Below are 25,017 nucleotides of genomic sequence, written 5' to 3'. Positions count from 1 at the left end.
TACAACACCAATACTAGCTTTCGCTCAATCTGCGGGAATAGCTTATTCCCGCAGTCTCTGAAATTAAAAAAGAGATAATAAAAATGAGTAAAACAAATAATAAGATGGGAGTCGTACAGCTGACTATTCTGACCGCCGTCAATATGATGGGGTCTGGCATAATTATGCTGCCAACCAAACTCGCCGAAGTTGGGACGATCTCTATCGTCTCATGGTTAGTCACAGCAGTAGGTTCTATGGCGCTGGCCTATGCCTTCGCCCAATGCGGGATGTTTAGTCGTAAATCAGGTGGGATGGGGGGTTACGCAGAGTATGCCTTCGGTAAGTCCGGCAACTTTATGGCTAACTATACCTATGGTGCTTCGCTGCTGATTGCCAATATCGCCATTGCCATTTCAGCCGTGGGTTATGGTACTGAATTACTGGGCGCGACGCTGACCCCGCTGGGTATCTGTATCGCGACCATCGGTGTTCTGTGGCTGGCAACCGTGGCCAACTTTGGTGGCGCACGTATTACCGGCCAAATCAGTAGTGTGACTATCTGGGGGGTGATTATCCCAGTGGTGGGTATCTCAATTGTTGGCTGGTTCTGGTTTAGCGGCTCTGCCTATATGGCGGCGTGGAATCCACATGGCGTGCCAACCTTCGAGGCTGTAGGCTCCTCTATCTCAATGACACTGTGGGCTTTCTTAGGTTTGGAGTCTGCCTGTGCGAATACCGATGCCGTAGAAAACCCTGAACGTAACGTTCCGATCGCCGTATTGGGTGGGACTTTAGGTGCAGCGGTTATCTATATCATCTCAACCAACGTCATTGCCGGTATTGTGCCGAATATGGATCTGGCTAACTCTACCGCGCCCTTTGGTCTGGCGTTCGCCTATATGTTCACCCCGGCAGTCGGTAAAATCATCATGGCATTGATGATTATGTCCTGCGTCGGCTCACTGCTCGGCTGGCAGTTCACCATCGCTCAGGTGTTCAAATCCTCTGCTGATGAAGGTTTCTTCCCGAAAATCTTCTCTAAAGTCAGTAAAGCAGATGCGCCGGTCAAAGGGATGCTGACCATTGTTATCATCCAGAGTGTACTGTCGCTGATGACCATTAGCCCGTCGCTGAACAAGCAGTTCAACGTGCTGGTGAATCTGGCGGTAGTGACTAATATCATCCCTTATATTCTGTCGATGGCAGCACTGGTGATTATTCAGAAAACCGCTAATGTCCCACCGGCGAAGGCCCGTAAAGCAAATATCATTGCCTTTATCGGCGCGATGTACAGCTTCTATGCGCTCTATAGCTCAGGTCAGGAAGCCATGACTTGGGGGGCGATTGTGACCTTCCTCGGCTGGACACTATACGGTTTGGTTTCACCACGTTTTGAATTTGCAGCAAAGACTAAATAATCGGTAAAGAACCGGTAGTCAGTAAAAAGAGAGTCATCAGTACACTGATTTAGCAGGATCAGGTGCCAGCAGATAAAAAAATCAGGATACGGCCCGCAATTCCGGTAATAATGTTCCAAACCGCTACCCCCGGACTGGAATAAGATGATGACGGATAGCCTTTGGTATCTCTATCTGCTGCGCACCGCCTCCGGTATGCTCTATACCGGTATTACCACCGATGTAGTACGCCGGTTGGCACAGCATCAGAGTGGAAAAGGGGCAAAAGCGCTGCGAGGGAAAGGTGAGTTAACATTGGTATTTCATTGTGAAGCAGGGGATCGTTCGACAGCATTGAAGCTGGAATATCGGGTGAAACAGCTCAGTAAACCGCAAAAAGAGAAGCTGGTGATTAACCAGCCTCTTTCACTGCTCGCCATGCTTAGCGATAAAACCGTTAGCGGTTAGAACCGACTGAACGGAGCAGAAAACACCACTTCGCCATCAGCATCAGTCAGGGCATCTTCCGCCAAAGCATAAACCTGAAAAGCCTCTTCGGTACCAGGCCAGCGACAACTCAATTGGTGACGGGCCGCCGGAACAAAACCGAAGCGCTGATAGTAGGCCGGATCACCCAATACCACGACCGCGGCATAACCAAACTCATTGAGCGAATCTAGCCCCTCATACACCAGTTTTTCAGCCAAACCTTGCCGACGCAGACTCTCATCCACCGCCAGTGGTGCCAGCGCGACCCATTGACGGTCTTCACCACCAACTTCGACCGGGCTGAATGCGGCATAGCCGACTACACCGCCTTCGTCATCAGTCGCGACAATCCCCAGCGTTAGTAAGCCATCTTCGCGCAGTTGCTGCACCAATTCAGCTTCGTCATTACTCTCAAATGAGTGGCGTAATAGCGCGTCTATTCCCGGTGCATCCACCGGAATTTCTACTCTGATCAACATGATGCTAATGTGCGGGAAGCACTTGCCACACCCTCTTGCTGACCCGCTTCAATAAACTCTGCCAGCTGTTGCAGACCCACTCGCAGCAAGGTTGGCATGGACTCCAATTCAATGGCATCCATCAGATTCTTCACATACAAGCCCAATTCGGTATCCCCTTCAATTCGTAACCGGCGCTGAAAAAATAACGTATCCGGATCTTCTTTACGGGCAGCAATCAAAATCAGATCGTTGGCATCACCACTAAAGCTAACATCCGCTTCAGCCTGTTGGCTCACCACCAGCCTACCGTTTTCTACCGTCATAAACCATTGCAACGCGAGATCACGTACTTCAATTTTTAACCAGCGGGATGCCAAAAACTCCAGATCGCCGTCCAACAATGCCTGGCGGAATTGCCACCCCAGCACTTGCTCTATGACCTGCCGCTGTAAGGCAAATGGTGTTAACTTTAGCGGCCCCCGCAACAGCGCAGGCCCTTGACGCACAAGACGTGCTCGTAGTTCTCCCAACACAGGCTGGACTCCTTATTTGGTGATATCCCCTCCGCCTGAAGCCGCAGGGGATTAGCTTGCTGCCTACCTGCAACGCCAATGACTTTGGGTTTAGATCTCGATAATTACGTCTATATTGCCACATTGGCAAAACCGGAAAGCGCGTTAAATCAATAAAATTTGCATCAGAACTGGGCTAAATATCAGAAGAATGCCACCAATGCGAAAGAAGCTGCCTTATATCAAGGTCAGTTCAAAGTAGGTTAACTAAAATCGCCACTCGATAAAATACCAATATCATCTTCGGATGGGGAAAATTCTATGGAGCTGCTTTGTCCTGCCGGCAATTTACCCGCATTGAAAGCCGCAATCGATAATGGTGCCGACGCGGTGTATATCGGCTTGAAAGATGATACTAATGCCCGCCATTTTGCCGGCCTTAATTTCACCGATAAAAAGCTACAGGAAGCTGTTAATTACGTTCATAGCCGTAAACGCAAATTGCATATCGCCATCAACACCTTCGCCCACCCCGACGGCTACTCCCGTTGGCAACGGGCGGTGGATATGGCGGCGCAACTTGGAGCTGATGCCCTGATTCTGGCGGATCTCGCCATGCTGGAGTATGCCGCCGAACGTTATCCCGAAGTGGAGCGCCATGTCTCGGTGCAAGCCTCAGCGACTAACGATGAGGCCATCCGCTTTTATCAGCGCCATTTCGATGTGGCACGGGTGGTTCTACCGCGCGTACTCTCAATGCATCAGGTGAAACAGCTGTCACGTACCAGCCCGGTCCCGTTGGAAGTTTTCGCCTTTGGTAGTCTGTGCATTATGGCTGAAGGCCGCTGTTATCTCTCATCCTATCTGACCGGTGAATCCCCCAATACCGTGGGCGCTTGTTCACCCGCGCGCTTTGTCCGTTGGCAGCAGACCCCGCAAGGTATGGAGTCACGCCTCAATGAGGTGCTGATCGACCGCTATGACGACAATGAAAACGCCGGCTATCCCACATTGTGCAAGGGGCGCTATCTGGTAGATGGCCAGCGCTACCACGCCCTGGAGGAGCCGACCAGCCTGAATACCCTTGAGCTACTGCCGGAACTATTTGCCGCGAATATCGCCTCAGTAAAAATTGAGGGCCGCCAACGCAGCCCGGCTTATGTCAGTCAGGTTGCCAAAGTCTGGCGACAGGCGATTGACCGCTATCAGGCCAATCCGGCGCAATTTGCCGCCAAAGCAGAGTGGATGGAACAACTGGGCGCAATGTCCGAAGGAACCCAGACCACACTGGGCGCTTATCATCGCAAGTGGCAGTAGCCGGAGGAAATATGAAGTATGCCTTAGGCGCAGTGCTCTATTACTGGCCAAAAACAGAGATTGAAACCTTCTATCACGCAGCAACCAATAGCAGTGCCGACATTATTTACCTCGGTGAGAATGTCTGCACCAAGCGCCGTGAAATGAGAGTCGGCGACTGGCTGGCCTTAGCCAAAGAGGTCGCCGCCAGCGGCAAGCAGGTGGTGATTTCCACACTGGCGCTGTTGCAGGCCCCGTCCGAACTGAATGAGTTGAAGCGCTATGTGGAGAACGGCGAGTTTTTGCTAGAAGCGAATGATTTAGGTGCGGTGAATATGGCGGCGGAACGCGGCCTGCCTTTTGTCGCGGGTCACGCCCTGAACTGCTATAACGCCTATACTCTGCGAATTTTACATCGTCAGGGCATGATGCGCTGGTGTATGCCAGTGGAGCTTTCCCGCGACTGGCTGAGTAATGTTTTACAGCAGTGCGAAGAGTTGGGTTTTCGCCATCAGTTTGAGGTGGAAGTGCTGAGTTACGGCCATCTGCCGCTGGCGTATTCTGCCCGCTGCTTTACCGCCCGTTCAGAAGATCGCGCCAAAGATGAGTGCGAAACCTGCTGCATTAAGTATCCACAAGGGCGCAAGGTGTTGTCGCAGGAGCAGCAGCAGGTCTTCATCCTCAACGGCATTCAGACGCAAAGCGGTTACTGCTATAACCTCGGTAATGATCTGAACTCGATGCAGGGGTTGGTGGATATCGTCCGTCTTTCGCCGCAAGGTATTGAGACACTGGAAGTTATCGATCAATTCCGCGCCAACGAGCAGGGTTTGGCCCCGCTGGCACTGACAGATAAAGCGGATTGCAACGGCTATTGGCGGCGACTCGCCGGACTAGAATTGGTCTCCTGAATATTATTGGGGGAGCATAACTACTCTCCCAACAATTCAGGCTAGTGATTTATCCCCCTCCCTCGCCGCATTTATTCCCCTTCAGAGAATCGCCCTTTAGTTTATGCTCTTATCTGCATACCACGCGTTTACACATAAACGCACTCGCCCTTCAAGCGACTCGACATAAGGTTAAGATGGACGATTCTATGATTGATAATAATGTTTCTATCACAGATAAAAATACAATCCCCCTATCGGTGCTCGATTTATCACCAATAGCTCAAGGTAAAACCCCACGGGATGCTTTCCATGCTTCATTGGATTTAGCGCAACATGCCGAAAACTGGGGATATCACCGTTACTGGCTCGCCGAACACCACAACATGACCGGCATTGCCAGTGCCGCGACCTCGGTCCTGATTGGCTATATTGCCGGTGGCACCAACACAATCCGCGTAGGCTCTGGTGGTGTCATGCTACCTAACCATTCGCCGCTGGTGATTGCCGAGCAGTTTGGTACCCTCGCCTCCCTCTACCCTGATCGTATTGATCTCGGTCTTGGCCGTGCGCCCGGCAGTGATCAGCGCACCATGATGGCGCTGCGCCGCCATCTGTCAGCTGAGGTTGATAACTTCCCATCGGATGTACGTGAACTGCAAAGTTACTTTGCAAAAGTGCAGCCAGGACAGGCAGTGCAAGCGGTACCGGGTCAGGGCTTACATGTGCCGCTGTGGCTGCTGGGTTCAAGCCTGTACAGTGCGCAACTCGCCGCAGCCATGGGCCTGCCGTTTGCCTTCGCCTCACACTTCGCACCAGATATGCTGTTCCAGGCGCTCTCGTTGTATCGGGAAAACTTTAAGCCGTCAGCACAGTGGCCAAAACCTTACGCCATTGTCTGCGTCAATGTGGTGGCCGCGGATACGGAACGTGATGCGCGTTTCCTGTTTACCTCGATGCAGCAGCAGTTTGTCAGCCTGCGCCGTGGCACACCGGGTCAGCTACCACCGCCAGTGGAAGATATGGAGAAGATCTGCTCACCAGCAGAACAGTTTGGCGTCGATCAGGCGCTGCGCTTATCCATCATTGGCGATAAAAGCAAAGTACGCCATGGGCTACAGTCACTGTTGCGGGAAACGCAGGCCGATGAGTTGATGATCAATGGTCAGATTTTTGATCATCAGGCACGATTGCACTCCTTTAAGATAGTCGCGAGTTTGCAGCAAGATTTACAGTCGATTGGCCGCTTGTAACACGCACCCTGACGAAGAGTTGCAGACATAAAAAAACCAGCCCGGAGGCTGGTTTTTTACGTTTAATCATCTGAGATGACTAAGACTTATGCATCACCGAAACGACGACGCGCTGGCGCTGCTGCTGGTGCAGCGGCATCATCACGACGTGGTGCAGCTGAACGCTGACCATCACGGCTACCACGACGTTCGCCACCACCATTACCGGCTGGAGCACGGTCGCTGCCGAATGAACGACGAGGAGGAGCACCTGCGCCATCACGACGTTCGCCACCGGCTGAACGAGGACCGCCACGGCGCTCACCACCATTACCGCCAGCTGGACGCTCACGACGTTCGTGTGGCTGCGCATCACCCAACAGCTGCATGTTCAGCGGCTTGTTCAGGATACGAGTGCGGGTGAAGTGAGATAACATTTCGCCCGGCATACCTTTTGGCAGCTCGATAGTTGAGTGAGAAGCAAACAGCTTGATGTTACCGATATAACGGCTGCTGATATCACCTTCGTTAGCGATAGCGCCAACGATATGACGAACTTCAACACCATCATCACGGCCCACTTCAATGCGGTACAGCTCCATCTCACCAACATCACGACGTTCGCGACGTGCTGGACGCTCGCCACCATCACGGCTGTCAGCGCGAGGCTCACGGCGGCTATCACCACGGTCACGGCCGCGATCATTACCACGGTCATTGCCACGGTCATCACGGGAATTGAATTCACGTTGCGGACGACGCGGTGCTTCTGGTGGCAGAATCAGAGGACGTTCGCCCTGTGCCATCTTCAGCAGTGCAGCAGCCAGCGTTTCGAGATCAAACTCTTCTTCTGGTTGCAGCTTAGCCAGCAATGCGCGGTAGAGATCCAAATCACTGCTTTCCAGCTGTTGGCCGACTTTAGCAGCAAACTGTGCTAAACGACGTTCGCCCAGCAATTCTGCGTTTGGCAACTGAACTTCTGGAATGGTCAGCTTCATGGTGCGTTCAATGTTCTGCAACAGGCGACGTTCACGGTTCTCAACGAACAGCAACGCACGACCAGCACGACCAGCACGACCAGTACGGCCGATACGGTGAACGTAAGACTCTGAATCCATAGGGATATCATAGTTTACAACCAAGCTGATACGCTCAACGTCCAAGCCACGAGCAGCAACGTCAGTTGCGATCAGAATATCCAGACGGCCATCTTTCAGGCGATCCAGTGTCTGCTCACGTAAAGACTGGTTCATATCGCCGTTCAGTGCAGCACTGCTATAACCACTGCGCTCCAGGGCTTCTGCAACTTCCAACGTCGCGTTTTTGGTACGCACGAAGATGATAGCGGCGTCGAAATCTTCAGATTCCAAGAAACGAACCAAAGCTTCTTTTTTGTTGTAACCGCCACCCACTCTCCAGAAACTCTGGCTGATGTCAGGACGGGTAGTCACGCTAGACTGAATGCGCACTTCCTGTGGATCTTTCATGAAGCGGCGGGTAATGCGACGAATGGCTTCTGGCATGGTAGCAGAGAACAGCGCGGTCTGATGTTCAGCCGGGATCTGCGCCATGATAGTTTCAACGTCTTCGATAAAGCCCATGCGCAGCATTTCATCTGCTTCATCCAACACTAAACCGCTCAGGTTGGACAAGTTAAGGGTGCCGCGTTTCAGGTGATCTAACAGACGACCTGGGGTACCAACAACAATTTGTGGCCCTTGGCGCAAAGCGCGTAATTGAACGTCATAACGCTGGCCGCCGTACAGGGCCACTACGTTGACGCCATTAATATCTTTAGAGAAGCTGGACAGTGCTTCAGCGACCTGAATAGCCAACTCACGGGTTGGTGCTAATACCAGAACCTGTGGTGCTTTCAGCTCAGCTTTAATATTGTGTAACAGCGGCAGACCAAACGCGGCTGTTTTGCCACTGCCTGTTTGCGCCATGCCGAGAACATCACGGCCGTTTAACAGGTGTGGGATACATTCTAACTGGATTGGCGATGGTTTTTCATAACCAAGGCTAGTTAGAGCGGAAAGAATAGGAGCGGACAGCCCCAGATCAGCAAAAGAGGTTTCAAGCTCAGTAGTCATGTACACGTGCCTCATTAATAATGGCAGCCAGTCTACATAACTCGTCGAGAAAATTTTCAGTCATTTTCATTGAAAAGTGTGAACCGGCTCAAATTAGATTATAAAACGAACAAAAAGGCCATCACCTGTTAGGGTGATTAACATTGGTAAAAACCAAGGTATCTCAGGCTGATAGTTGTTCGTCAGCTATTGCTGGTCCGATTCCGATAGGTCGTCTTGTTCTTGGCCCAAAAGCGCCAATTCCAACAATGCATAGCGGTGCTCAACAAAGTTATGAACGTTGTTAGCTACCGTCAGTTTGAACAGCGCCGAAGCGGTGTTCTTGTCCCCCAGACTTAGGTAATGTTTACCTAAATAGAAGTCAGTTTCACTGAGATGCTCAGCGAGCGAAGTGTTATCCGTTGCATCTGCCTTGAGCCTTTCCATCAGCGCTTTTTCGCTGATCGTGCCCAGGTAGAATTCGACAATATTCCATCCCCATTGCCCTCTGTCCGATTTCTCATAGCGCTGTTGTAACGCTACTGCCGCTGCCTTGGGATCGATTTCTCTTTCCACCAGATACAGCCACAACGAACGGAAGGGATCATTTGGATCGTCTTGATAAAACGCCTGCAGATCATCCTGCGCCAACGGGAGTCGACCGCCATAATAGAGAGCGATACCCCGGTTTAAACGCGCGTAATTGTAAGTTGGATCAAGCTCTAGTACAGAATCAAACGCTTCATAGGCAGCATCAAAATTGCCTGCCTGCGTTAAATAAATGCCCAGATAGTTAAAAACTTCTGGCATATCAGGACGAATAGCTAACGCTTGCGAAAAATCATTTCGCGCTAGTGCCCGTAGCCCGAGGCTATCATACAGCACTCCGCGCTCATATAAAAGCTGTGCGCGCTCATCATCCGTAAGTGCCCGACTTGCAAGGATTTGTTCCATGCGCGCCAGAATCACTTCCTGCTGCAACGTCGGTTGCAACGGGATAGCCAACACCTCGTCTTTACGCCAATCATGGTTGCTGCATCCTGCCAGCATGAGTGCTGTCGCAACGTAACACCAGCGCAAGAAAGGCTTCATTTCCTACTCCCGAAGACAAACATTGGATAAATATCCTTTCATCCATTTGTTTAACACAAGAGCATCCTGCCCTCGAGATAACATAGCCCCTCACTCATCAGTCAGGGGCTATGGAATGCTTTATTACTCTGCTGCTTCTGGTGCCGGAGCTTCTGCGTCAGGAGTAGTGGCTTCTTTGATGCTCAGGCGGATACGGCCCTGACGATCAACTTCCATTACTTTAACTGGCACTTCTTGGCCCATCTGCAGGTAGTCTGTCACTTTCTCTACGCGCTTATCAGCGATTTGAGAAATATGAACCAGACCTTCTTTACCGCCGCCGATTGCCACAAACGCACCGAAATCAACGATACGGGTCACTTTACCCGCATAGATACGGTTCACTTCGATTTCAGCAGTAATCTCTTCGATGCGACGAATAGCGTGTTTTGCTTTGTCGCCGTCGGTTGCTGCAATCTTAATGGTACCATCATCTTCGATTTCGATCGTGGTGCCCGTTTCATCAGTCAACGCACGAATCACAGAACCACCTTTACCGATCACATCCTTGATTTTCTCAGGATTGATTTTCATGGTGTAGATACGTGGAGCGAACTCAGAGATATCACCACGAGGTGTGCTGATAGCCTGTTCCATAACACCCAGAATGTGCAGACGCGCACCCTTGGCCTGGTTCAGAGCCACCTGCATGATTTCGCGGGTGATGCCTTCAATTTTAATGTCCATTTGCAATGCGGTGATACCGTCACGGCTACCGGCCACTTTAAAGTCCATGTCACCCAGGTGATCTTCGTCACCCAGAATGTCAGACAGAACGACAAAGTTTTCGTTTTCTTTAACCAGACCCATCGCGATACCCGCAACAGCGGCTTTAATTGGCACGCCTGCATCCATCAGGGCCAAAGAAGCACCACAAACAGAAGCCATTGAGGAAGAACCGTTAGATTCGGTGATTTCAGAAACCACACGAACAGTATAAGGGAACTCGCTCGGGCTTGGCATAACTGCCAACACACCACGTTTCGCCAGACGGCCATGGCCAATCTCACGACGTTTCGGTGAGCCAACCATACCGGTTTCACCAACGCAATATGGAGGGAAATTATAGTGTAGCAGGAATGAGTCAGTACGCTCACCCATCAGCTCATCAATATTTTGCGCGTCACGTGCAGTACCCAGTGTTGCAGTAACCAGTGCCTGAGTTTCACCACGGGTGAACAACGCAGAACCATGGGTACGTGGCAATACGCCAGTACGCACATCCAGACCACGGATCATGTCTTTTTCGCGGCCATCGATACGCGGCTCGCCACGTAATACGCGGCTACGAACAACGTTTTTCTCAACATCGCCCAGAATGTCCTGAATTTCAGACGCATTCAAAGATTCGTCTTGTGCCAGCAACGCTTCAGTCACATCAGCTTTGATAGCATCAACTTGAGTGTAACGCTCTTGTTTCTCAGTGATGCGATATGCGTCACCCAGACGAGCTTCAGCCAGCTCAGCAACGCGCGCGTGCAGCGCTTCGTTAACTGGCTCAGCATGCCAATCCCACTTAGGTTTACCGGCTTCGGCAACCAGAGCGTTGATATTTTCAATCACAACTTGTTGTTGTTCGTGGCCGAAGACCACCGCGCCCAACATTTGATCTTCAGACAGAATGTCTGCTTCAGATTCAACCATCAATACTGCGCCCGCAGTACCGGCAACAACCAAGTCCAGACGGCTCTCTTTCAGTTCGTCAGTCGTTGGGTTCAGCACATACTGGTCGTTGATGAAACCAACGCGAGCAGCACCGATTGGGCCGTTGAATGGAATGCCTGACAGGCTCAGCGCAGCTGATGCACCAATCAGTGCCACGATGTCTGGGTTAATCTGTGGGTTAACAGAAACCACGGTCGCAATCACCTGAACTTCGTTCAGGAAGCTGTCTGGGAACAGTGGGCGAATCGGACGGTCAATCAGACGTGAAGTCAGTGTTTCGCCTTCACTTGGGCGGCCTTCACGACGGAAGAAGCTGCCTGGGATACGGCCAGCAGCGTAAGTACGCTCCTGATAGTTAACAGTCAGCGGGAAGAAGCTCTGACCTGGTTTAGCTTTCTTTTGGCCAACAACAGTCACAAATACTGCGGTGTCGTCCATGCTTACCATGACAGCAGCTGTTGCCTGGCGAGCCATCATGCCCGTTTCGATGGTTACGGTATGTTGGCCGTACTGGAATTTACGAATAATCGGAGTCAGCAAAATAGTATCCTTATACTATGCGGTGCCGGATCGTATTGACGATCTCATCCACCTATCACTATTACCTTCACACTGCATCCTCGCGACTAATGACAATCCTTAACCCGCATTGAGTTAAAGTCTCTCATTAGCCGCGCGAACCTCTGCACCGGAAGATCCTATTTTTAAAATTTACTCTTCTTACTTGAAGCGGAAGCGGTGTTAGCTGCCACTTTGAGTAATAAACAACAACAATATACTAACGTATTTTATCATTGCTTCTTAGAAAAAAGGGGCCTATTGGCCCCTTTTTCCCGAAACTCGCAGACTTAGCGACGCAGACCCAGACGTTCGATCAGGGAAGCATAACGCGCTACATCTTCACGCTTCAGGTAGTCCAGCAGCTTACGACGCGTGGATACCATACGCAGCAGACCACGACGGCTATGGTGATCTTTTTTGTGCTCGGAGAAGTGACCTTGCAAATGGTTAATTTGAGCAGTCAACAGAGCAACCTGAACTTCGCTTGAACCGGTGTCATTTTCACCGCGACCGAAGTCAGCAACAATTTTAGCTTTCGCTTCAACACTTAGAGACATGATACAACTCCAAATATATAGATAAATTAAGACAGGCGCCGATCTCTAATTCAGCAACCCAATATGTAAGCCGCACTATTCTACTCTTTGAACCGCGGGATCGCAAGAAAGGCCGCTAGGCCCTACTCGGCGTACTCCACAACCAAACGTTTCGGTGCAACCCGACCATCCTCTGCGATGGTGCCGATGCCAATAAAGCTATGCTCTTCGCCTTCAGTAATACGAACCATTCCTTCATCCGGTGCGCCAGATACATGCACCGGCTGCCCCTGCTTAACATAGGCAGCTACTGCGGGTAACAGATTGACTTCAGGAAAGTTTAATACCGCACTGTCCATCGGGAGCAGTAGTAGATCCAGTTCTGGATTTGGCGAGCGCTCATCTACCTGCGCCGCTTCAACCATCGCTTTCAGCTGTTCTAAAGTCACCATGCGGTCACTTGGATAGGTAGCCACTTGCAACCGACGCAGATAACTCACATGCGCACCGCAACCTAACAATTCACCCAAGTCATCAATGATGGTGCGAATATAAGTGCCTTTGGAACAGTGGATTTCCAGCTCAAGAAAGTTGCCTTCCCAGCGGATAAAGAGCAACTCGTACACTGTGATACTGCGGGCTTCACGCTCGACTTCAATCCCCTGGCGGGCATATTCATACAGCGGTTTACCTTGGTGCTTTAGCGCAGAATACATCGACGGAATTTGCTGGCTATCACCACGAAAACTCTCCAGAGCAGCATCCATCTGAGCCTGAGTCACCTTGACCTCCCGCTCGCTGATTAATGCGCCTTCAGCATCCGAAGTATCAGTACGTTGCCCTAAGCGAGCAACGACGCGGTAGCGTTTATCTGAATCCAGCAAAAATTGGGAAAACTTAGTCGCTTCTCCCAGGCATATAGGCAGCATACCGCTCGCCAGTGGATCAAGCGCCCCTGTATGCCCTGCGCGGTTAGCGCTAAAGAGGCGTTTTACTTTTTGTAAAACGTCATTAGAGGAGAGGCCCAGCGGCTTATCCAATAACAGAATGCCGTTAATGTCACGGCCGCGACGACGTGGACGACCCATTACTTCTCCTCGTCGCTACCTGGATTAACCTGACGTTCTACATCATTTTTGATGACGTTAGTCACCAGGTTAGACATCCGCATCCCTTCAATCAAAGAGTTATCATAAGCGAAAGTCAGTTCTGGCACGATACGCAGACGCATCGCTTTACCCAGCAAAGTGCGGATATAACCGGAGGCATCTTGTAGTGCTTTAATGCCATTTTTTACCGTATCCGGATCTGCGTTATCGGTTAATACGTTCAAAAAGGTCACAAAAACTTTAGCGTAAGCCAAATCACGGGACAGCTCGATACCTGATACGGTAGCCATGCCAACACGCGGGTCTTTGATTTCACGCTGTAAGATGAGTGCGATCTCTTTCTGCATTTCCTGCGAAACACGCTGAGAACGGCTGAATTCTTTTGCCATTTGGACTCTCCAGACAAGTCGGGGGGCCAAGGCCCCCCAAATGGATATAAGCAGATCTGAGGCGATTAATCGATAGTACGTTTGATTTCGATAATTTCGAAGACTTCGATTACATCACCAGTACGGACGTCGTTGTAGTTCTTAACGCCGATACCACACTCCATGCCGTTACGGACTTCGTTAACGTCATCTTTGAAGCGGCGCAGAGATTCCAGCTCACCTTCATAGATAACCACGTTGTCACGCAGAACACGAATTGGATTATTACGCTTAATCACACCTTCAGTAACCATACAACCTGCAATGGCGCCAAATTTCGGTGATTTAAACACATCACGTACTTCAGCCAAGCCAATGATTTGCTGTTTGTACTCAGGCGCCAACATACCACTCATCGCCTGCTTAACTTCGTCGATCAAGCTATAGATTACTGAGTAGTAACGCAGATCCAGACCTTCGGTTTCTACCACACGACGCGCTGAAGCATCAGCACGAACGTTAAAGCCAAGGATGATCGCGCCAGAAGCAGCAGCCAGTGTTGCATCAGTTTCGGTGATACCACCAACGCCTGAACCCACAATGCGGACTTTCACTTCGTCGGTAGACAGTTTTTCCAGTGAATCGCAGATAGCTTCACAAGAACCCTGAACGTCAGACTTGATGACAATGTTCAGTTCAGAAACTTCGCCTTCGGTCATGTTAGCAAACATGTTTTCCAGCTTGGATTTCTGCTGACGAGCCAGCTTAACTTCACGGAATTTGCCCTGACGATACAGTGCAACTTCACGGGCTTTTTTCTCGTCACGAACAACGGTAACTTCATCACCGGCAGCAGGAACACTGGACAGACCCAGAATTTCAACCGGAATAGATGGACCAGCAGACGTGATATCACGGCCTAACTCGTCACGCATCGCACGCACACGGCCATACTCAAAGCCACACAGTACGATATCACCTTTGTTCAAGGTTCCTTGCTGAACCAGCACGGTAGCGACAGGGCCACGGCCTTTATCCAAGAAGGATTCGATAACAACACCACTTGCCATGCCAGTACGAACTGCTTTCAGTTCCAGTACTTCAGCTTGCAGCAGGATGGCGTTCAGCAACTCATCAATACCGATACCGGCTTTCGCAGATACGTTGATGAACTGGGAATCACCGCCCCACTCTTCAGGCTGGATACCGTACTGAGACAGCTCGGTTTTAACGCGATCTGGATCAGCTTCTGGCTTATCGATTTTGTTCACTGCAACCACAACCGGCACGTTCGCCGCTTTGGCATGCTGAATAGCTTCGATAGTCTGTGGCATCACGCCATCATCAGCAGCAACAACCAGTACCACGATGTCTGTTGCCTGAGCACCACGGGCACGCATTGAAGTAAACGCGGCGTGTCCTGGGGTATCCAGGAAGGTGATCATGCCGTTTTCAGTTTCAACGTGATAAGCACCGATGTGCTGAGTAATGCCGCCAGCTTCACCTGACGCCACTTTCGTGGAGCGGATGTAGTCCAGCAGAGAGGTTTTACCGTGGTCAACGTGACCCATAATGGTCACAACGGGTGCACGGTGCTCAGCAGCAGCTTCAGCGCCAGTATCACGGTCACTCATCAGCGCTTCTTCCAGTTCGTTTTCACGACGCAGGATGACTTTGTGGCCCATCTCTTCAGCAACCATCTGTGCTGTTTCTTGGTCGATAACCTGGTTAATGGTTGCCATTGCGCCCAGTTTCATCATTGCTTTGATGACCTGAGAGCCTTTAACCGCCATTTTGTTCGCCAATTCAGCGACAGTTACAGTCTCGCCAATGACTACATCGCGGTTAACCGCAACAACAGGCTTGTTGAAGCTCTGCTGCAATGTGCTTGGTTTACGTTTGCCTTTACGGCCAACAGCACGTGCTTCTTCGCGATCAGCTTTAGACTCAGAGAGTTTATTGCCTTTCTTCTGCTTGGTTGCCTTTCCACCACGAGTGCGGCTACGGCGATCACCTTCAACTTTGGCGTCGTTTTCATCTTCCGCGGCGCGCGCATGTTGTGAAGTGGTGACATGGTAGTCAGCAGATTCGGTTTGTTCTGCCACAGGTTCTGGCCATTTACCTTCGTTTTCGGCTGCCATCTTACGGGCTTCCTCAGCAACGCGTTTAGCGTCTTCCTCGACCTTACGGCGTGTCTCTTCTTCTACTGAGCGTTTCAGCTCGGCAGCTTCAGCTTCACGGCGTGCTTTATCAGTCTGAGCTGGCTTGGTTTTTTCGTCGGTTTGTTGATTCGTCACTTTTTCTTTTTCCGCTGCTTGGCGTTTAGCTTTTTCAGCGGCCTCACGTTTGGCTTGTTCTTCGGCCGCACGTTTAGCTTTTTCTTCAGCGATTTTCTGCGCTGCTGCTTCCGCTTCACGTTGTGCCTGCTCTTCCGCTTCACGCTGTGCCTGCTCTTCCGCTTTCGCTTGTTCAGCTTCCGGCGTATTTACATAAGTGCGTTTCTTGCGGACCTCGATTTGCACCGATTTACTTTTTCCGCCGGTGCTCGGAATATTCAAGGTGCTACGCGTTTTGCGTTGCAACGTGAGTTTATTAGGCGCGCTACCGTGTTCACGGTTTAAGTGCGCCAGTAATGTTTCTTTTTCTTGCTGGGTAACTGAGTCTACTTCAGATTTGTTGATCCCTGCATCAGCAAATTGCTGTACCAGGCGATCAACTGGTGTCTGAATCTCAGCGGCCAGTGATTTTACGGTTACATCTGTCATGCTGTTCCTTCCTGCTACAGTTTATTACGCGTTATCGCCAAACCAACAGATATTACGTGCGGCCATAATCAGCTCGCCGGCCTGCTCATCGCTAAGCCCTTCAATATCTGCCAGATCGTCGATACCCTGCTCGGCAAGATCTTCCAGCGTACACACACCGCGCGCAGCCAATTTGAATGCCATGCTACGTTCCAGACCCGCTAGGTTCAGCAGGTCATCAGCGGGTTTTTGGTCGCCAAGACTCTCTTCTTGTGCCAGGGCCAGCGTGGTCAATGCAGCTTTGGCGCGATCACGCAGCGCTTCAACCGTATCTTCGTCAAGACCATCGATTTCCAGAAGTTCTTTCATCGGCACGTAAGCCAACTCTTCCAGAGAAGAGAAACCTTCCTCTACCAATACAGTGGCAAAGTCCTCATCGATATCAAGATATTTGGTGAAGGTATCAATAGCGGCATGAGCCTCGGCCTGATGCTTCGCCTGAAGATCGTCCGCCGTCATTACGTTCAGTTCCCAGCCACTCAATTGTGCTGCTAAACGTACGTTCTGACCGTTACGGCCAATTGCCTGTGCCAGATTACTGGCTTCAACGGCAACATCCATCGTGTGTCTGTCTTCATCAACCACAATAGACGCAACATCAGCTGGCGCCATGGCGTTAATAACAAACTGGGCTGGATTATCATCCCACAATACAATATCAATGCGCTCGCCACCAAGTTCGCTGGAAACAGCCTGAACACGGGCACCACGCATCCCGACGCAAGCACCGACTGGGTCGATACGTTTGTCGTTGGTTTTGACCGCAATTTTAGCACGCGAACCCGGATCACGGGCAGCTGCTTTAATTTCGATCAATTCTTCGCCGATTTCCGGTACTTCAATACGGAACAGTTCAATCAGCATTTCAGGACGTGAACGGCTGACAAACAGCTGCGCACCGCGAGCTTCTGGGCGCACATCATACAGAACGCCACGGATACGGTCGCCTGGACGGAAGTTTTCACGCGGTAGCATGTCTTCACGACCAATAACAGCTTCAGCGTTGTTGCCCAGGTCCAGCGCAATACTGTCACGGTTAACTTTTTTCACTATACCAGTGACAATTTCGCCCAAATACTGGCGGAACTGCTCAACAACCATGGCCCGCTCAGCTTCACGCACTTTTTGTACGATAACTTGTTTGGCCGTTTGAGTCGTAATGCGGTCAAAAGTAACAGATTCAATCTGGTCTTCGACATAATCACCCAACTGGAGCGAAGGGTCTTCATATTGAGCGGCTTCTAACGTGATTTCACGTGTTGGCATCGTGACTTCATTAACAGCGACCCAACGGCGGAAAGTGTCAAAATCACCGGTCTTACGGTCGATACTGACGCGAACTTCAATTTCTTGTTCGTATTTTTTCTTGGTCGCTGTCGCTAGAGCTGTTTCCAACGCCTCAAAAATCTTCTCGCGCGGAAGGGATTTCTCATTGGAAACTGCTTCTACAACAGCCAGAATCTCTTTGTTCATCCTAGTTGCCTCATCCAAACTTTAAAAGTGGGGTACCAGATTCGCTTTCTGGATGTTGCTCAGTGCGAACACTTCATCTTTTCCATCCACAGTAACAGTGATCATTTCACCATCAACCGCTTTGATAATGCCCTGCCATTTACGGCGGTTCTGCATTGCCATACGCAAAACCAGAGTGACTTCTTCACCGAGGTAACGAGTATAGTGTTCAGCGGTGAACATGGGACGATCAAGGCCCGGAGAGGAAACTTCTAAGTTGTAAGCTACCGTAATTGGATCTTCTACGTCCAATACAGCGCTGACCTGGTGGCTGACATCAGCACAAGCATCAACAGTGATTCCGTCGTCACTATCAATATAGATTCGTAGCGTCGATTGGCGCCCCCGGATGAACTCGATGCCGACTAATTCGTAGCCTAAGGCCTCAACCGGTGCTGAAATTATCTCTGTTAACTTTTGTTCTAATGTGGACAAGCCCACCCCCAAGACATAAAAAAAGGGCCTAATAGCCCAGTGATTCTGCTGTCAAATAACAAAAAACCCCGAAATTCGGGGCTTTATGCAACTGGACCCTGTTTGCCGCAAAGCGGCTTCGGTACAACTTTCTGACAAGTATTTTTTTCAAATTGAAATCGAAAGTATCTGAGGTCTACCGAATACAACATTTGAAAAAAAACACTTTAGGAAAGTGGTTGCGGGGGCCGGATTTGAACCGACGACCTTCGGGTTATGAGCCCGACGAGCTACCAGGCTGCTCCACCCCGCGTCCGAAAACGTGGCAAATATTACGTTGATCAAGACAAAAAAGCAAGTTATCTGACTTATTTGGTACCGAGGACGGGACTTGAACCCGTAAGCCCAATCGGGCACTACCACCTCAAGGTAGCGTGTCTACCAATTCCACCACCCCGGCACTGATTTAAATGGTTGTTTTTACTGTTTAAGTCGTTGCAACCATCTTAAAACTCTCTTTTTGTCTTTTACTACTGACTGCTTTTAAAACATTATTTCGGGATATCACTACTCGGCGTTACTGGCGCTGCCGGAGCTGTAGTCTGCTCAGTTTTTGCTGGCTGACCCAGGTTTTCCCACTCGCTGCCTTTATGGCCCTGGTTGGTGCTCATATTGCCCAAAATTAAGCTAATGACGAAGAACAGCGCCGCCAATACAGCCGTCATACGGGTCATAAAGTTACCGGAACCATTCGAACCGAACAGAGTTGCAGATGCACCTGCTCCGAATGAGGCTCCCATATCCGCGCCTTTACCTTGCTGCAACATGATCAGAGCAACTAGCCCAATCGAAATCAGCAAGAAAAATACCAGAAGAGCTTCGTACATAGTTGTACCTGTATCCTTGCGGGGTCACCGCATGCTAAATGCTTCTCACCCATCAGCGGGGACTTATTCACCCACTTAAGCGGGTGTGAATACTAACCAAAGCGTCTGATACACGCAAGGGCAATTTCATTACACCGTTCTATTTGCAGAAAAAAGCGCCAACTCATCCAACCTCGGCGCATTTTTCAGGGGAAGTGGCCCCTCCCTCACAAATTTGATTAACCTGCTGCCTTTACTGCATCAGCAATTCGGTTAGCCATTTCGGCAATCAGTGACTCTTCTGCATCACCTTCAACCATGACTCGGATTAGTGGCTCGGTCCCTGATTTGCGCAGCAGCACCCGGCCACGATCACCCAGTTCTTTTTCAACTTGGCGAGTAACTTCTTCAACGCTATCTGATTTTAGTGGATTATGCTCACCAGAGAAGCGCACATTCACCAAGATTTGCGGTAATAACTTCATGCCACTGCACAGATCATGCAGACTCATATGGTTGCGTACCATCGCGGTGAGCACTTGCAAACCTGCCACAATACCGTCACCCGTAGTCGTTTTATCCAATAAGATCACATGGCCTGAGTTTTCAGCACCAATGCGCCAGCCTTTTTCCTGCATCGCTTCCAATACATAGCGGTCACCCACTTTGGCACGAACAAAAGGAATACCTAGCTCTTTCAGCGCCAGTTGCAGGCCCATATTGCTCATCAGCGTGCCAACAGCACCACCTTTAAGCTGCCCTTGGCGTAAACCCTCACGGGCAATGATATAAAGAATTTGGTCGCCATCGACTTTGTTACCCAAGTGATCGACCATCATCAACCGGTCACCGTCACCGTCAAATGCCAGACCAACATGTGCGCCTTCGGCAAGTACCCGCTCTTGTAGCAAGCGGACATCCGTGGCACCACACTCTTCATTGATATTCATCCCATCCGGCTCACAGCCGATGGTGATCACTGTTGCGCCGAGTTCACGCAAGACACTTGGCGCGATATGGTAAGTTGCCCCATTAGCGCAATCGACCACAATTTTCAGCTCATTCAAACTGAGTTCACTCGGGAATGTTCCCTTACAAAACTCGATGTAACGGCCAGCAGCATCAACAATACGATTTGCTTTACCCAATTCAGCGGATTCTACGCAGGTTAATGGTTTTTCCATCTCTGCTTCAATCGCCTCTTCAACATCATCAGGCAGTTTGGTGCCATCAATTGAGAAGAATTTGATGCCATTGTCATAGAAGGGGTTGTGGGACGCTGAAATGACGATCCCCGCCTCAGCACGGAAGGTTCGGGTCAGATAAGCAACAGCCGGGGTTGGCATCGGGCCAGTGAATGATGCTGATAGCCCAGCGGCTGCCAGACCAGCTTCGAGCGCTGACTCCAGCATATAACCTGAAATACGCGTATCTTTACCGATAATAATCTTACGAGAACCATGTCGCGCCAGTACCTTACCGGCAGCCCAGCCGAGCTTTAATACAAAATCAGGCGTAATCGGACTCTCACCCACTTTGCCGCGAATGCCATCTGTACCAAAGTATTTACGGTCGCTCATAATTTATCTCTATCCCTTCGCTGAAAGTGTTGCCTCGACGATACGCATCGCCTCGACGGTTTCTTTGACATCATGCACTCTGACAATCTGCGCGCCTTGCATTGCTGCAATGACAGCGCAAGCGACACTGCCGATAACCCGCTGTTGTGGCGGAACATTTAGTAGCTGACCAACCATCGTTTTTCGCGACATACCCACCAATAGTGGCAATTCAAAATGGTGAAGTTCGGCCAAACGTGCCAAGAGCTGGTAATTATGCGCCAGATTTTTACCGAAACCGAAGCCTGGGTCGAGTAACAATTTGTTTTTTGCGATACCGGCCGCAACACAACGTTCAATATGATGCTTAAAGAACTGGTTTATATCGGCCAGTAGGTCGTCGTAATGAGGTGATTGCTGCATACTTTGCGGTTGCCCTTGCATATGCATTAGGCATACTGGCAACTCACTCTGGGCGGCCGCTTCAAGTGCGCCAGGTTCTTGCAATGAACGAATATCATTGATCAAGTGGGCACCAGCACGAGCCGATTCTGCGATTACCGCCGCTTTCGATGTATCAACAGAGAGCCAAACATCAAAGCGGTTTGCCAGCGCTTCGACGACAGGTACCACCCGATCAAGCTCTTCTTGCTCGCTGACTTCCAAAGCACCAGGGCGCGTGGATTCACCACCAATATCAATCAGAGTAGCACCTGCGGATAACATCAGTTGAGCATGTTGCAATGCTTTATCGAGATTGTTGTGATGTCCACCATCCGAAAATGAATCTGGAGTGACATTCAAAATACCCATCACTTGTGGGTGAGAGAGATCCAAAACCCGGCCTCTGGCAGTTAAATGCATGTGTTCACGCCTTAAAAGTGGCAATTCACTTTGATGCTATATCAATAAAAAAAGAGAAATCGATAGAAGAAAAAGAAAAACCCCGAGCAAGCCCGAGGTTTATATTAATCACAACGCTTTTAGATGCCAACTGTTGACTTACTTATCACCCAACTGCTCTGGCATGCTATTTGTGTTGCCTGGCGTTGTGTTGCCTGGCGTTGTATTGCCCGAGCTTGGCGTACGTGGTTCTTCAACCGCCGTAGGTGCCTTTGGCGTACTGTCATTGTCAGATGATTTAGCTTTGCTCGCATCATCCCAACCGGCTGGCGGTCGAACTTCTTTGCGATTCATCAAGTCATCAATCTGCGGCGCATCAATCGTTTCATACTTCATCAGCGCATCTTTCATGGAGTGTAAAACATCCATGTTTTCTAACAGCAATTTACGTGCACGCTGATAGTTACGCTCGATGAGCAATTTAACTTCCTGATCGATAATACGCGCTGTTTCATCGGACATATGTTTGGCTTTTGCGACGGAACGACCGAGGAATACTTCCCCCTCTTCTTCAGCATACAGCAATGGCCCCAACTTCTCGGAGAAGCCCCACTGTGTCACCATGTTACGCGCGATAGACGTAGCAACCTTGATATCATTTGATGCACCGGTAGAGACTTTTTCCGGGCCATAAATGATCTCTTCAGCAAGACGACCACCATACAAGGTAGAGATCTGGCTTTCCAGTTTCTGACGGCTAGCACTGATCGCATCACCTTCTGGTAAGAAGAAGGTCACACCCAGCGCACGACCACGTGGAATGATCGTCACTTTATGTACTGGGTCATGCTCAGGCACCAGGCGACCAATGATCGCGTGCCCTGCTTCATGGTATGCCGTAGATTCTTTCTGTGCTTCTGTCATTACCATGGAGCGACGTTCCGCACCCATCATAATTTTGTCTTTCGCTTTCTCAAACTCAACCATTGAAACGACGCGTTTGTTACCGCGAGCGGCAAACAGTGCGGCTTCATTGACCAGGTTCGCCAGGTCAGCACCAGAGAAACCTGGTGTACCACGAGCTATCACGGAAGCATCAATATCAGTATCTAATGGCACACGGCGCATGTGGACTTTCAGAATCTGTTCACGACCACGGACATCCGGTAAACCAACCACCACCTGACGGTCGAAACGACCTGGGCGCAGCAAAGCTGGGTCAAGAACGTCTGGACGGTTAGTTGCTGCGATGACAATGATGCCTTCGTTACCTTCAAAGCCATCCATCTCGACCAGCATTTGGTTCAGGGTTTGTTCACGTTCGTCATGACCACCACCCAATCCAGCGCCACGCTGACGGCCTACCGCATCAATTTCATCAATAAAGATGATACAAGGCGCGGCTTTCTTAGCCTGCTCAAACATGTCACGGACACGGGATGCACCCACACCAACAAACATTTCTACAAAGTCAGAACCGGAGATGGTGAAGAATGGCACTTTGGCTTCACCTGCAATGGCTTTCGCCAGCAAGGTTTTACCTGTCCCTGGAGGACCGACCATTAACACGCCTTTCGGAATCTTACCGCCCAGCTTCTGGAAACGGCTTGGTTCGCGCAAATATTCAACCAATTCACTGACTTCTTCTTTTGCTTCGTCACAACCAGCAACATCAGCAAAAGAGGTTTTTATCTGATCTTCGGTCAGCATTCTGGCCTTGCTCTTGCCAAAGGACATTGCCCCTTTGCCGCCGCCGCCCTGCATTTGACGCATAAAGAAGATCCAGACCCCAATCAACAACAGCATTGGGAACCAAGAAATAAAGATAGATGCCAGCAAGCTCGGCTCTTCCGGCGGCTCACCAACAACTTTCACATTTTTAGTCAATAAGGTATCTAACAGCTTTGGATCGTTGACCGGAATGAAAGTCGTATATTTGCTGTTATCTTTTTTACTGACGTTGATTTCACGTCCATTGATACGTGCTTCACGAACCTGTTCTTGGGTTACGTCGGACATGAAAGTAGAGTAATCCACTCTACGGCCATTCGATTCGCTGGGTCCAAAGCTCTGGAATACAGACATCAGTACGACTGCAATAACTAACCAGAGAATTAGGTTTTTCGCCATGTCACTCAAGGGATTAACCTCATATTACAACTGTGTTAACAAACAGCGTTAGGGTACTACAGTTTCCGCCCTGTCGCTACAATGTACACTTCACGCGATCGCGCACGAGAAGCGTCTGGCTTACGAATCTTAACTTTCGTAAACAGGGAGCGAATTTCCCGTAGGTATTCATCAAAGCCATCTCCCTGAAACACCTTCACCAGGAAACTTCCGCCTGGTGCAAGTACATCTCGACACATTTCCAAAGCTAATTCAACCAGATACATTGATTTAGGTATATCGACTGCCGGAGTACCACTCATATTCGGGGCCATATCAGACATGACCACCTGAACTTTTTTATCCCCAACGCGCTCAAGTAAAGCTTTCAGAACCAGTTCATCACGAAAATCGCCCTGAAGGAAATCGACACCAACAATAGGATCCATTGGTAGAAGATCACATGCAATGATCCGCCCTTTACCCCCGATCTGGGTTACAACATATTGGGACCAGCCACCAGGTGCCGCGCCTAAATCGACAACGGTCATACCGGGCTTAAAAAGTTTATCGTTCTGTTGTATTTCATCAAGTTTAAACCAGGCGCGAGAGCGTAGCCCCTTTTTCTGCGCCTGAATGACGTATTTATCGCTAAAGTGTTCTTGCAACCAGCGACTGGAGCTACCCGAACGCTTTTTATTAGACATCTATTTTTCCAACTATCTTAATTAAGAGTCCGCGCATCTATTGCTTAGCTCGCGTAAACTCCCCATCGACGTAGACCGATTTGGTGATACACATGAGATGGCGGTAGAATGAACCGTTTTCAATCCCAACTTAAGCAAAAAAGACGATGAATCTGAATAACAAACAAAAACAGCACCTGAAAAGCTTGGCCCATCCGTTAAAACCAGTAGTGATGCTGGGCAATAACGGATTAACCGAAGGTGTGCTGGCTGAAATCGAACAAACGCTGGAACATCATGAACTTATTAAGGTGAAGATCACTGCTGAAGAGCGTGAAACCAAAGCCCTAATTGCTGATGCCATCGTGCGTGAAACCGGTGCCGTTAACGTCCAAATCATCGGTAATATTTTAGTGCTTTATCGCCCAGCGAAAGAGCGCAAAATTATTTTACCGCGTTAAGTGACGCTTGTTTTAGAGAAAAGGTGCCATGCACTTTGTTCTGATAAAAGGCCGCATGCGGC

At 49.9% G+C, this 25,017-nt stretch carries 23 protein-coding genes and 2 tRNA genes; 6 read left to right on the top strand and 19 right to left on the bottom strand.

All coding sequences use genetic code 11. The features are described from left to right. Positions 1–83 precede the first annotated feature (83 nt). The gene (gene potE / locus HRK25_RS08645) at positions 84–1,400 is read left to right on the top strand and encodes a putrescine-ornithine antiporter (RefSeq protein WP_005272571.1); all 1,317 of its coding nucleotides are present in this window, start codon (positions 84–86) and stop codon (positions 1,398–1,400) included. A 147-nt stretch (positions 1,401–1,547) separates the two neighbouring features. Further along, positions 1,548–1,847, top strand: a complete 300-nt coding sequence (locus tag HRK25_RS08640; RefSeq protein ID WP_032897104.1) for a GIY-YIG nuclease family protein — start codon at positions 1,548–1,550, stop codon at positions 1,845–1,847. Here HRK25_RS08640 and HRK25_RS08635 read toward each other — a convergent pair. Together HRK25_RS08635 and ubiT are read right to left on the bottom strand one after the other, a co-directional pair. Beyond that, positions 1,844–2,347 (bottom strand): GNAT family N-acetyltransferase, encoded by a 504-nt coding sequence (locus HRK25_RS08635; RefSeq protein ID WP_032897106.1) that lies wholly within the window; start codon positions 2,345–2,347, stop codon positions 1,844–1,846. The two genes, HRK25_RS08640 and HRK25_RS08635, sit on opposite strands and share 4 nt — an antisense overlap. Continuing rightward, the gene (gene ubiT / locus HRK25_RS08630; RefSeq protein WP_032897109.1) at positions 2,341–2,862 is read right to left on the bottom strand and encodes a ubiquinone anaerobic biosynthesis accessory factor UbiT; all 522 of its coding nucleotides are present in this window, start codon (positions 2,860–2,862) and stop codon (positions 2,341–2,343) included. Before ubiT ends, HRK25_RS08635 begins: the two co-directional genes overlap by 7 nt. A 300-nt stretch (positions 2,863–3,162) precedes the next feature. On the opposite strand from ubiT, the gene ubiU reads away from it, so the two are divergent. The 3 genes from ubiU (at position 3,163) to HRK25_RS08615 (ending at position 6,280) form a co-directional block, all read left to right on the top strand. Continuing rightward, the gene (ubiU, locus tag HRK25_RS08625; RefSeq protein WP_005272578.1) at positions 3,163–4,158 is read left to right on the top strand and encodes a ubiquinone anaerobic biosynthesis protein UbiU; all 996 of its coding nucleotides are present in this window, start codon (positions 3,163–3,165) and stop codon (positions 4,156–4,158) included. 11 nt (positions 4,159–4,169) lie between these two features. After that, positions 4,170–5,048, top strand: a complete 879-nt coding sequence (locus HRK25_RS08620) for a U32 family peptidase (RefSeq protein ID WP_005272580.1) — start codon at positions 4,170–4,172, stop codon at positions 5,046–5,048. 176 nt (positions 5,049–5,224) lie between these two features. Continuing rightward, positions 5,225–6,280, top strand: coding sequence for a luciferase-like monooxygenase (locus tag HRK25_RS08615; RefSeq protein WP_032897110.1), 1,056 nt, complete (start codon positions 5,225–5,227; stop codon positions 6,278–6,280). A gap of 86 nt (positions 6,281–6,366) precedes the next feature. Here the strand turns inward: HRK25_RS08615 and HRK25_RS08610 are convergent, their stop codons facing one another. From HRK25_RS08610 to rlmE, 17 genes are all read right to left on the bottom strand, one after another. Next, the gene (locus HRK25_RS08610; RefSeq protein WP_032897112.1) at positions 6,367–8,352 is read right to left on the bottom strand and encodes a DEAD/DEAH family ATP-dependent RNA helicase; all 1,986 of its coding nucleotides are present in this window, start codon (positions 8,350–8,352) and stop codon (positions 6,367–6,369) included. Beyond that, positions 8,342–8,416, bottom strand: coding sequence for a protein YrbN (yrbN, locus tag HRK25_RS20435; RefSeq protein WP_223499600.1), 75 nt, complete (start codon positions 8,414–8,416; stop codon positions 8,342–8,344). Before yrbN ends, HRK25_RS08610 begins: the two co-directional genes overlap by 11 nt. A 122-nt stretch (positions 8,417–8,538) precedes the next feature. Continuing rightward, entirely contained in the window at positions 8,539–9,423 is an 885-nt protein-coding gene (gene nlpI, locus HRK25_RS08600) for a lipoprotein NlpI (protein WP_032897116.1), read from the bottom strand. A 123-nt stretch (positions 9,424–9,546) separates the two neighbouring features. Further along, on the bottom strand, positions 9,547–11,667 hold the full coding sequence (pnp, locus tag HRK25_RS08595) for a polyribonucleotide nucleotidyltransferase (RefSeq protein WP_005272588.1): 2,121 nt from the start codon (positions 11,665–11,667) through the stop codon (positions 9,547–9,549). Between the two features lie 308 nt (positions 11,668–11,975). Next, the gene (gene rpsO, locus HRK25_RS08590; protein ID WP_004875409.1) at positions 11,976–12,245 is read right to left on the bottom strand and encodes a 30S ribosomal protein S15; all 270 of its coding nucleotides are present in this window, start codon (positions 12,243–12,245) and stop codon (positions 11,976–11,978) included. 122 nt (positions 12,246–12,367) lie between these two features. Then, positions 12,368–13,312: a tRNA pseudouridine(55) synthase TruB gene (gene truB / locus HRK25_RS08585; protein WP_005272591.1), complete on the bottom strand. Its 945-nt coding sequence runs from the start codon at positions 13,310–13,312 to the stop codon at positions 12,368–12,370. Continuing rightward, a complete protein-coding gene (gene rbfA / locus HRK25_RS08580; protein ID WP_005175393.1) occupies positions 13,312–13,722 on the bottom strand; it encodes a 30S ribosome-binding factor RbfA in 411 nt (136 codons plus the stop codon). The genes truB and rbfA overlap by 1 nt, the downstream gene beginning before the upstream one ends. A gap of 65 nt (positions 13,723–13,787) precedes the next feature. Beyond that, positions 13,788–16,466, bottom strand: a complete 2,679-nt coding sequence (gene infB, locus HRK25_RS08575; RefSeq protein ID WP_005272593.1) for a translation initiation factor IF-2 — start codon at positions 16,464–16,466, stop codon at positions 13,788–13,790. A 24-nt stretch (positions 16,467–16,490) separates the two neighbouring features. Continuing rightward, positions 16,491–17,978: a transcription termination factor NusA gene (nusA, locus tag HRK25_RS08570; RefSeq protein WP_004875413.1), complete on the bottom strand. Its 1,488-nt coding sequence runs from the start codon at positions 17,976–17,978 to the stop codon at positions 16,491–16,493. Positions 17,979–17,999: 21 nt separating this feature from the next. After that, complete coding sequence (rimP, locus tag HRK25_RS08565) at positions 18,000–18,452, bottom strand: ribosome maturation factor RimP (RefSeq protein ID WP_002222054.1); 453 nt, start codon at positions 18,450–18,452, stop codon at positions 18,000–18,002. A 215-nt stretch (positions 18,453–18,667) separates the two neighbouring features. After that, positions 18,668–18,744: transfer RNA gene (locus HRK25_RS08560), tRNA-Met, on the bottom strand. Between the two features lie 60 nt (positions 18,745–18,804). Then, positions 18,805–18,891: transfer RNA gene (locus HRK25_RS08555), tRNA-Leu, on the bottom strand. A gap of 91 nt (positions 18,892–18,982) precedes the next feature. Beyond that, positions 18,983–19,318 carry a preprotein translocase subunit SecG gene (secG, locus tag HRK25_RS08550; RefSeq protein WP_032897119.1) on the bottom strand — a complete coding sequence of 112 codons (336 nt, stop codon included), beginning with the start codon at positions 19,316–19,318 and terminating at the stop codon, positions 18,983–18,985. Between the two features lie 218 nt (positions 19,319–19,536). Beyond that, positions 19,537–20,877, bottom strand: coding sequence for a phosphoglucosamine mutase (gene glmM, locus HRK25_RS08545; protein WP_005272598.1), 1,341 nt, complete (start codon positions 20,875–20,877; stop codon positions 19,537–19,539). A gap of 9 nt (positions 20,878–20,886) precedes the next feature. Beyond that, the gene (gene folP, locus HRK25_RS08540) at positions 20,887–21,720 is read right to left on the bottom strand and encodes a dihydropteroate synthase (RefSeq protein WP_005272600.1); all 834 of its coding nucleotides are present in this window, start codon (positions 21,718–21,720) and stop codon (positions 20,887–20,889) included. Positions 21,721–21,858: 138 nt separating this feature from the next. Continuing rightward, positions 21,859–23,829: an ATP-dependent zinc metalloprotease FtsH gene (gene ftsH, locus HRK25_RS08535; protein WP_032897121.1), complete on the bottom strand. Its 1,971-nt coding sequence runs from the start codon at positions 23,827–23,829 to the stop codon at positions 21,859–21,861. 56 nt (positions 23,830–23,885) lie between these two features. Continuing rightward, positions 23,886–24,515, bottom strand: coding sequence for a 23S rRNA (uridine(2552)-2'-O)-methyltransferase RlmE (rlmE, locus tag HRK25_RS08530; RefSeq protein ID WP_005272605.1), 630 nt, complete (start codon positions 24,513–24,515; stop codon positions 23,886–23,888). A gap of 146 nt (positions 24,516–24,661) precedes the next feature. On the opposite strand from rlmE, the gene yhbY reads away from it, so the two are divergent. Then, the gene (yhbY, locus tag HRK25_RS08525; protein ID WP_004389225.1) at positions 24,662–24,955 is read left to right on the top strand and encodes a ribosome assembly RNA-binding protein YhbY; all 294 of its coding nucleotides are present in this window, start codon (positions 24,662–24,664) and stop codon (positions 24,953–24,955) included. The last annotated feature ends 62 nt before the right edge of the window (positions 24,956–25,017 follow it).

Source organism: Yersinia bercovieri ATCC 43970 (assembly GCF_013282745.1).
GTDB classification, from domain to species: Bacteria; Pseudomonadota; Gammaproteobacteria; order Enterobacterales; family Enterobacteriaceae; genus Yersinia; species Yersinia bercovieri.
The sequence above is the reverse complement of the archived record's forward strand: the minus strand, read 5'-3'. Positions and strand labels throughout refer to the sequence as shown.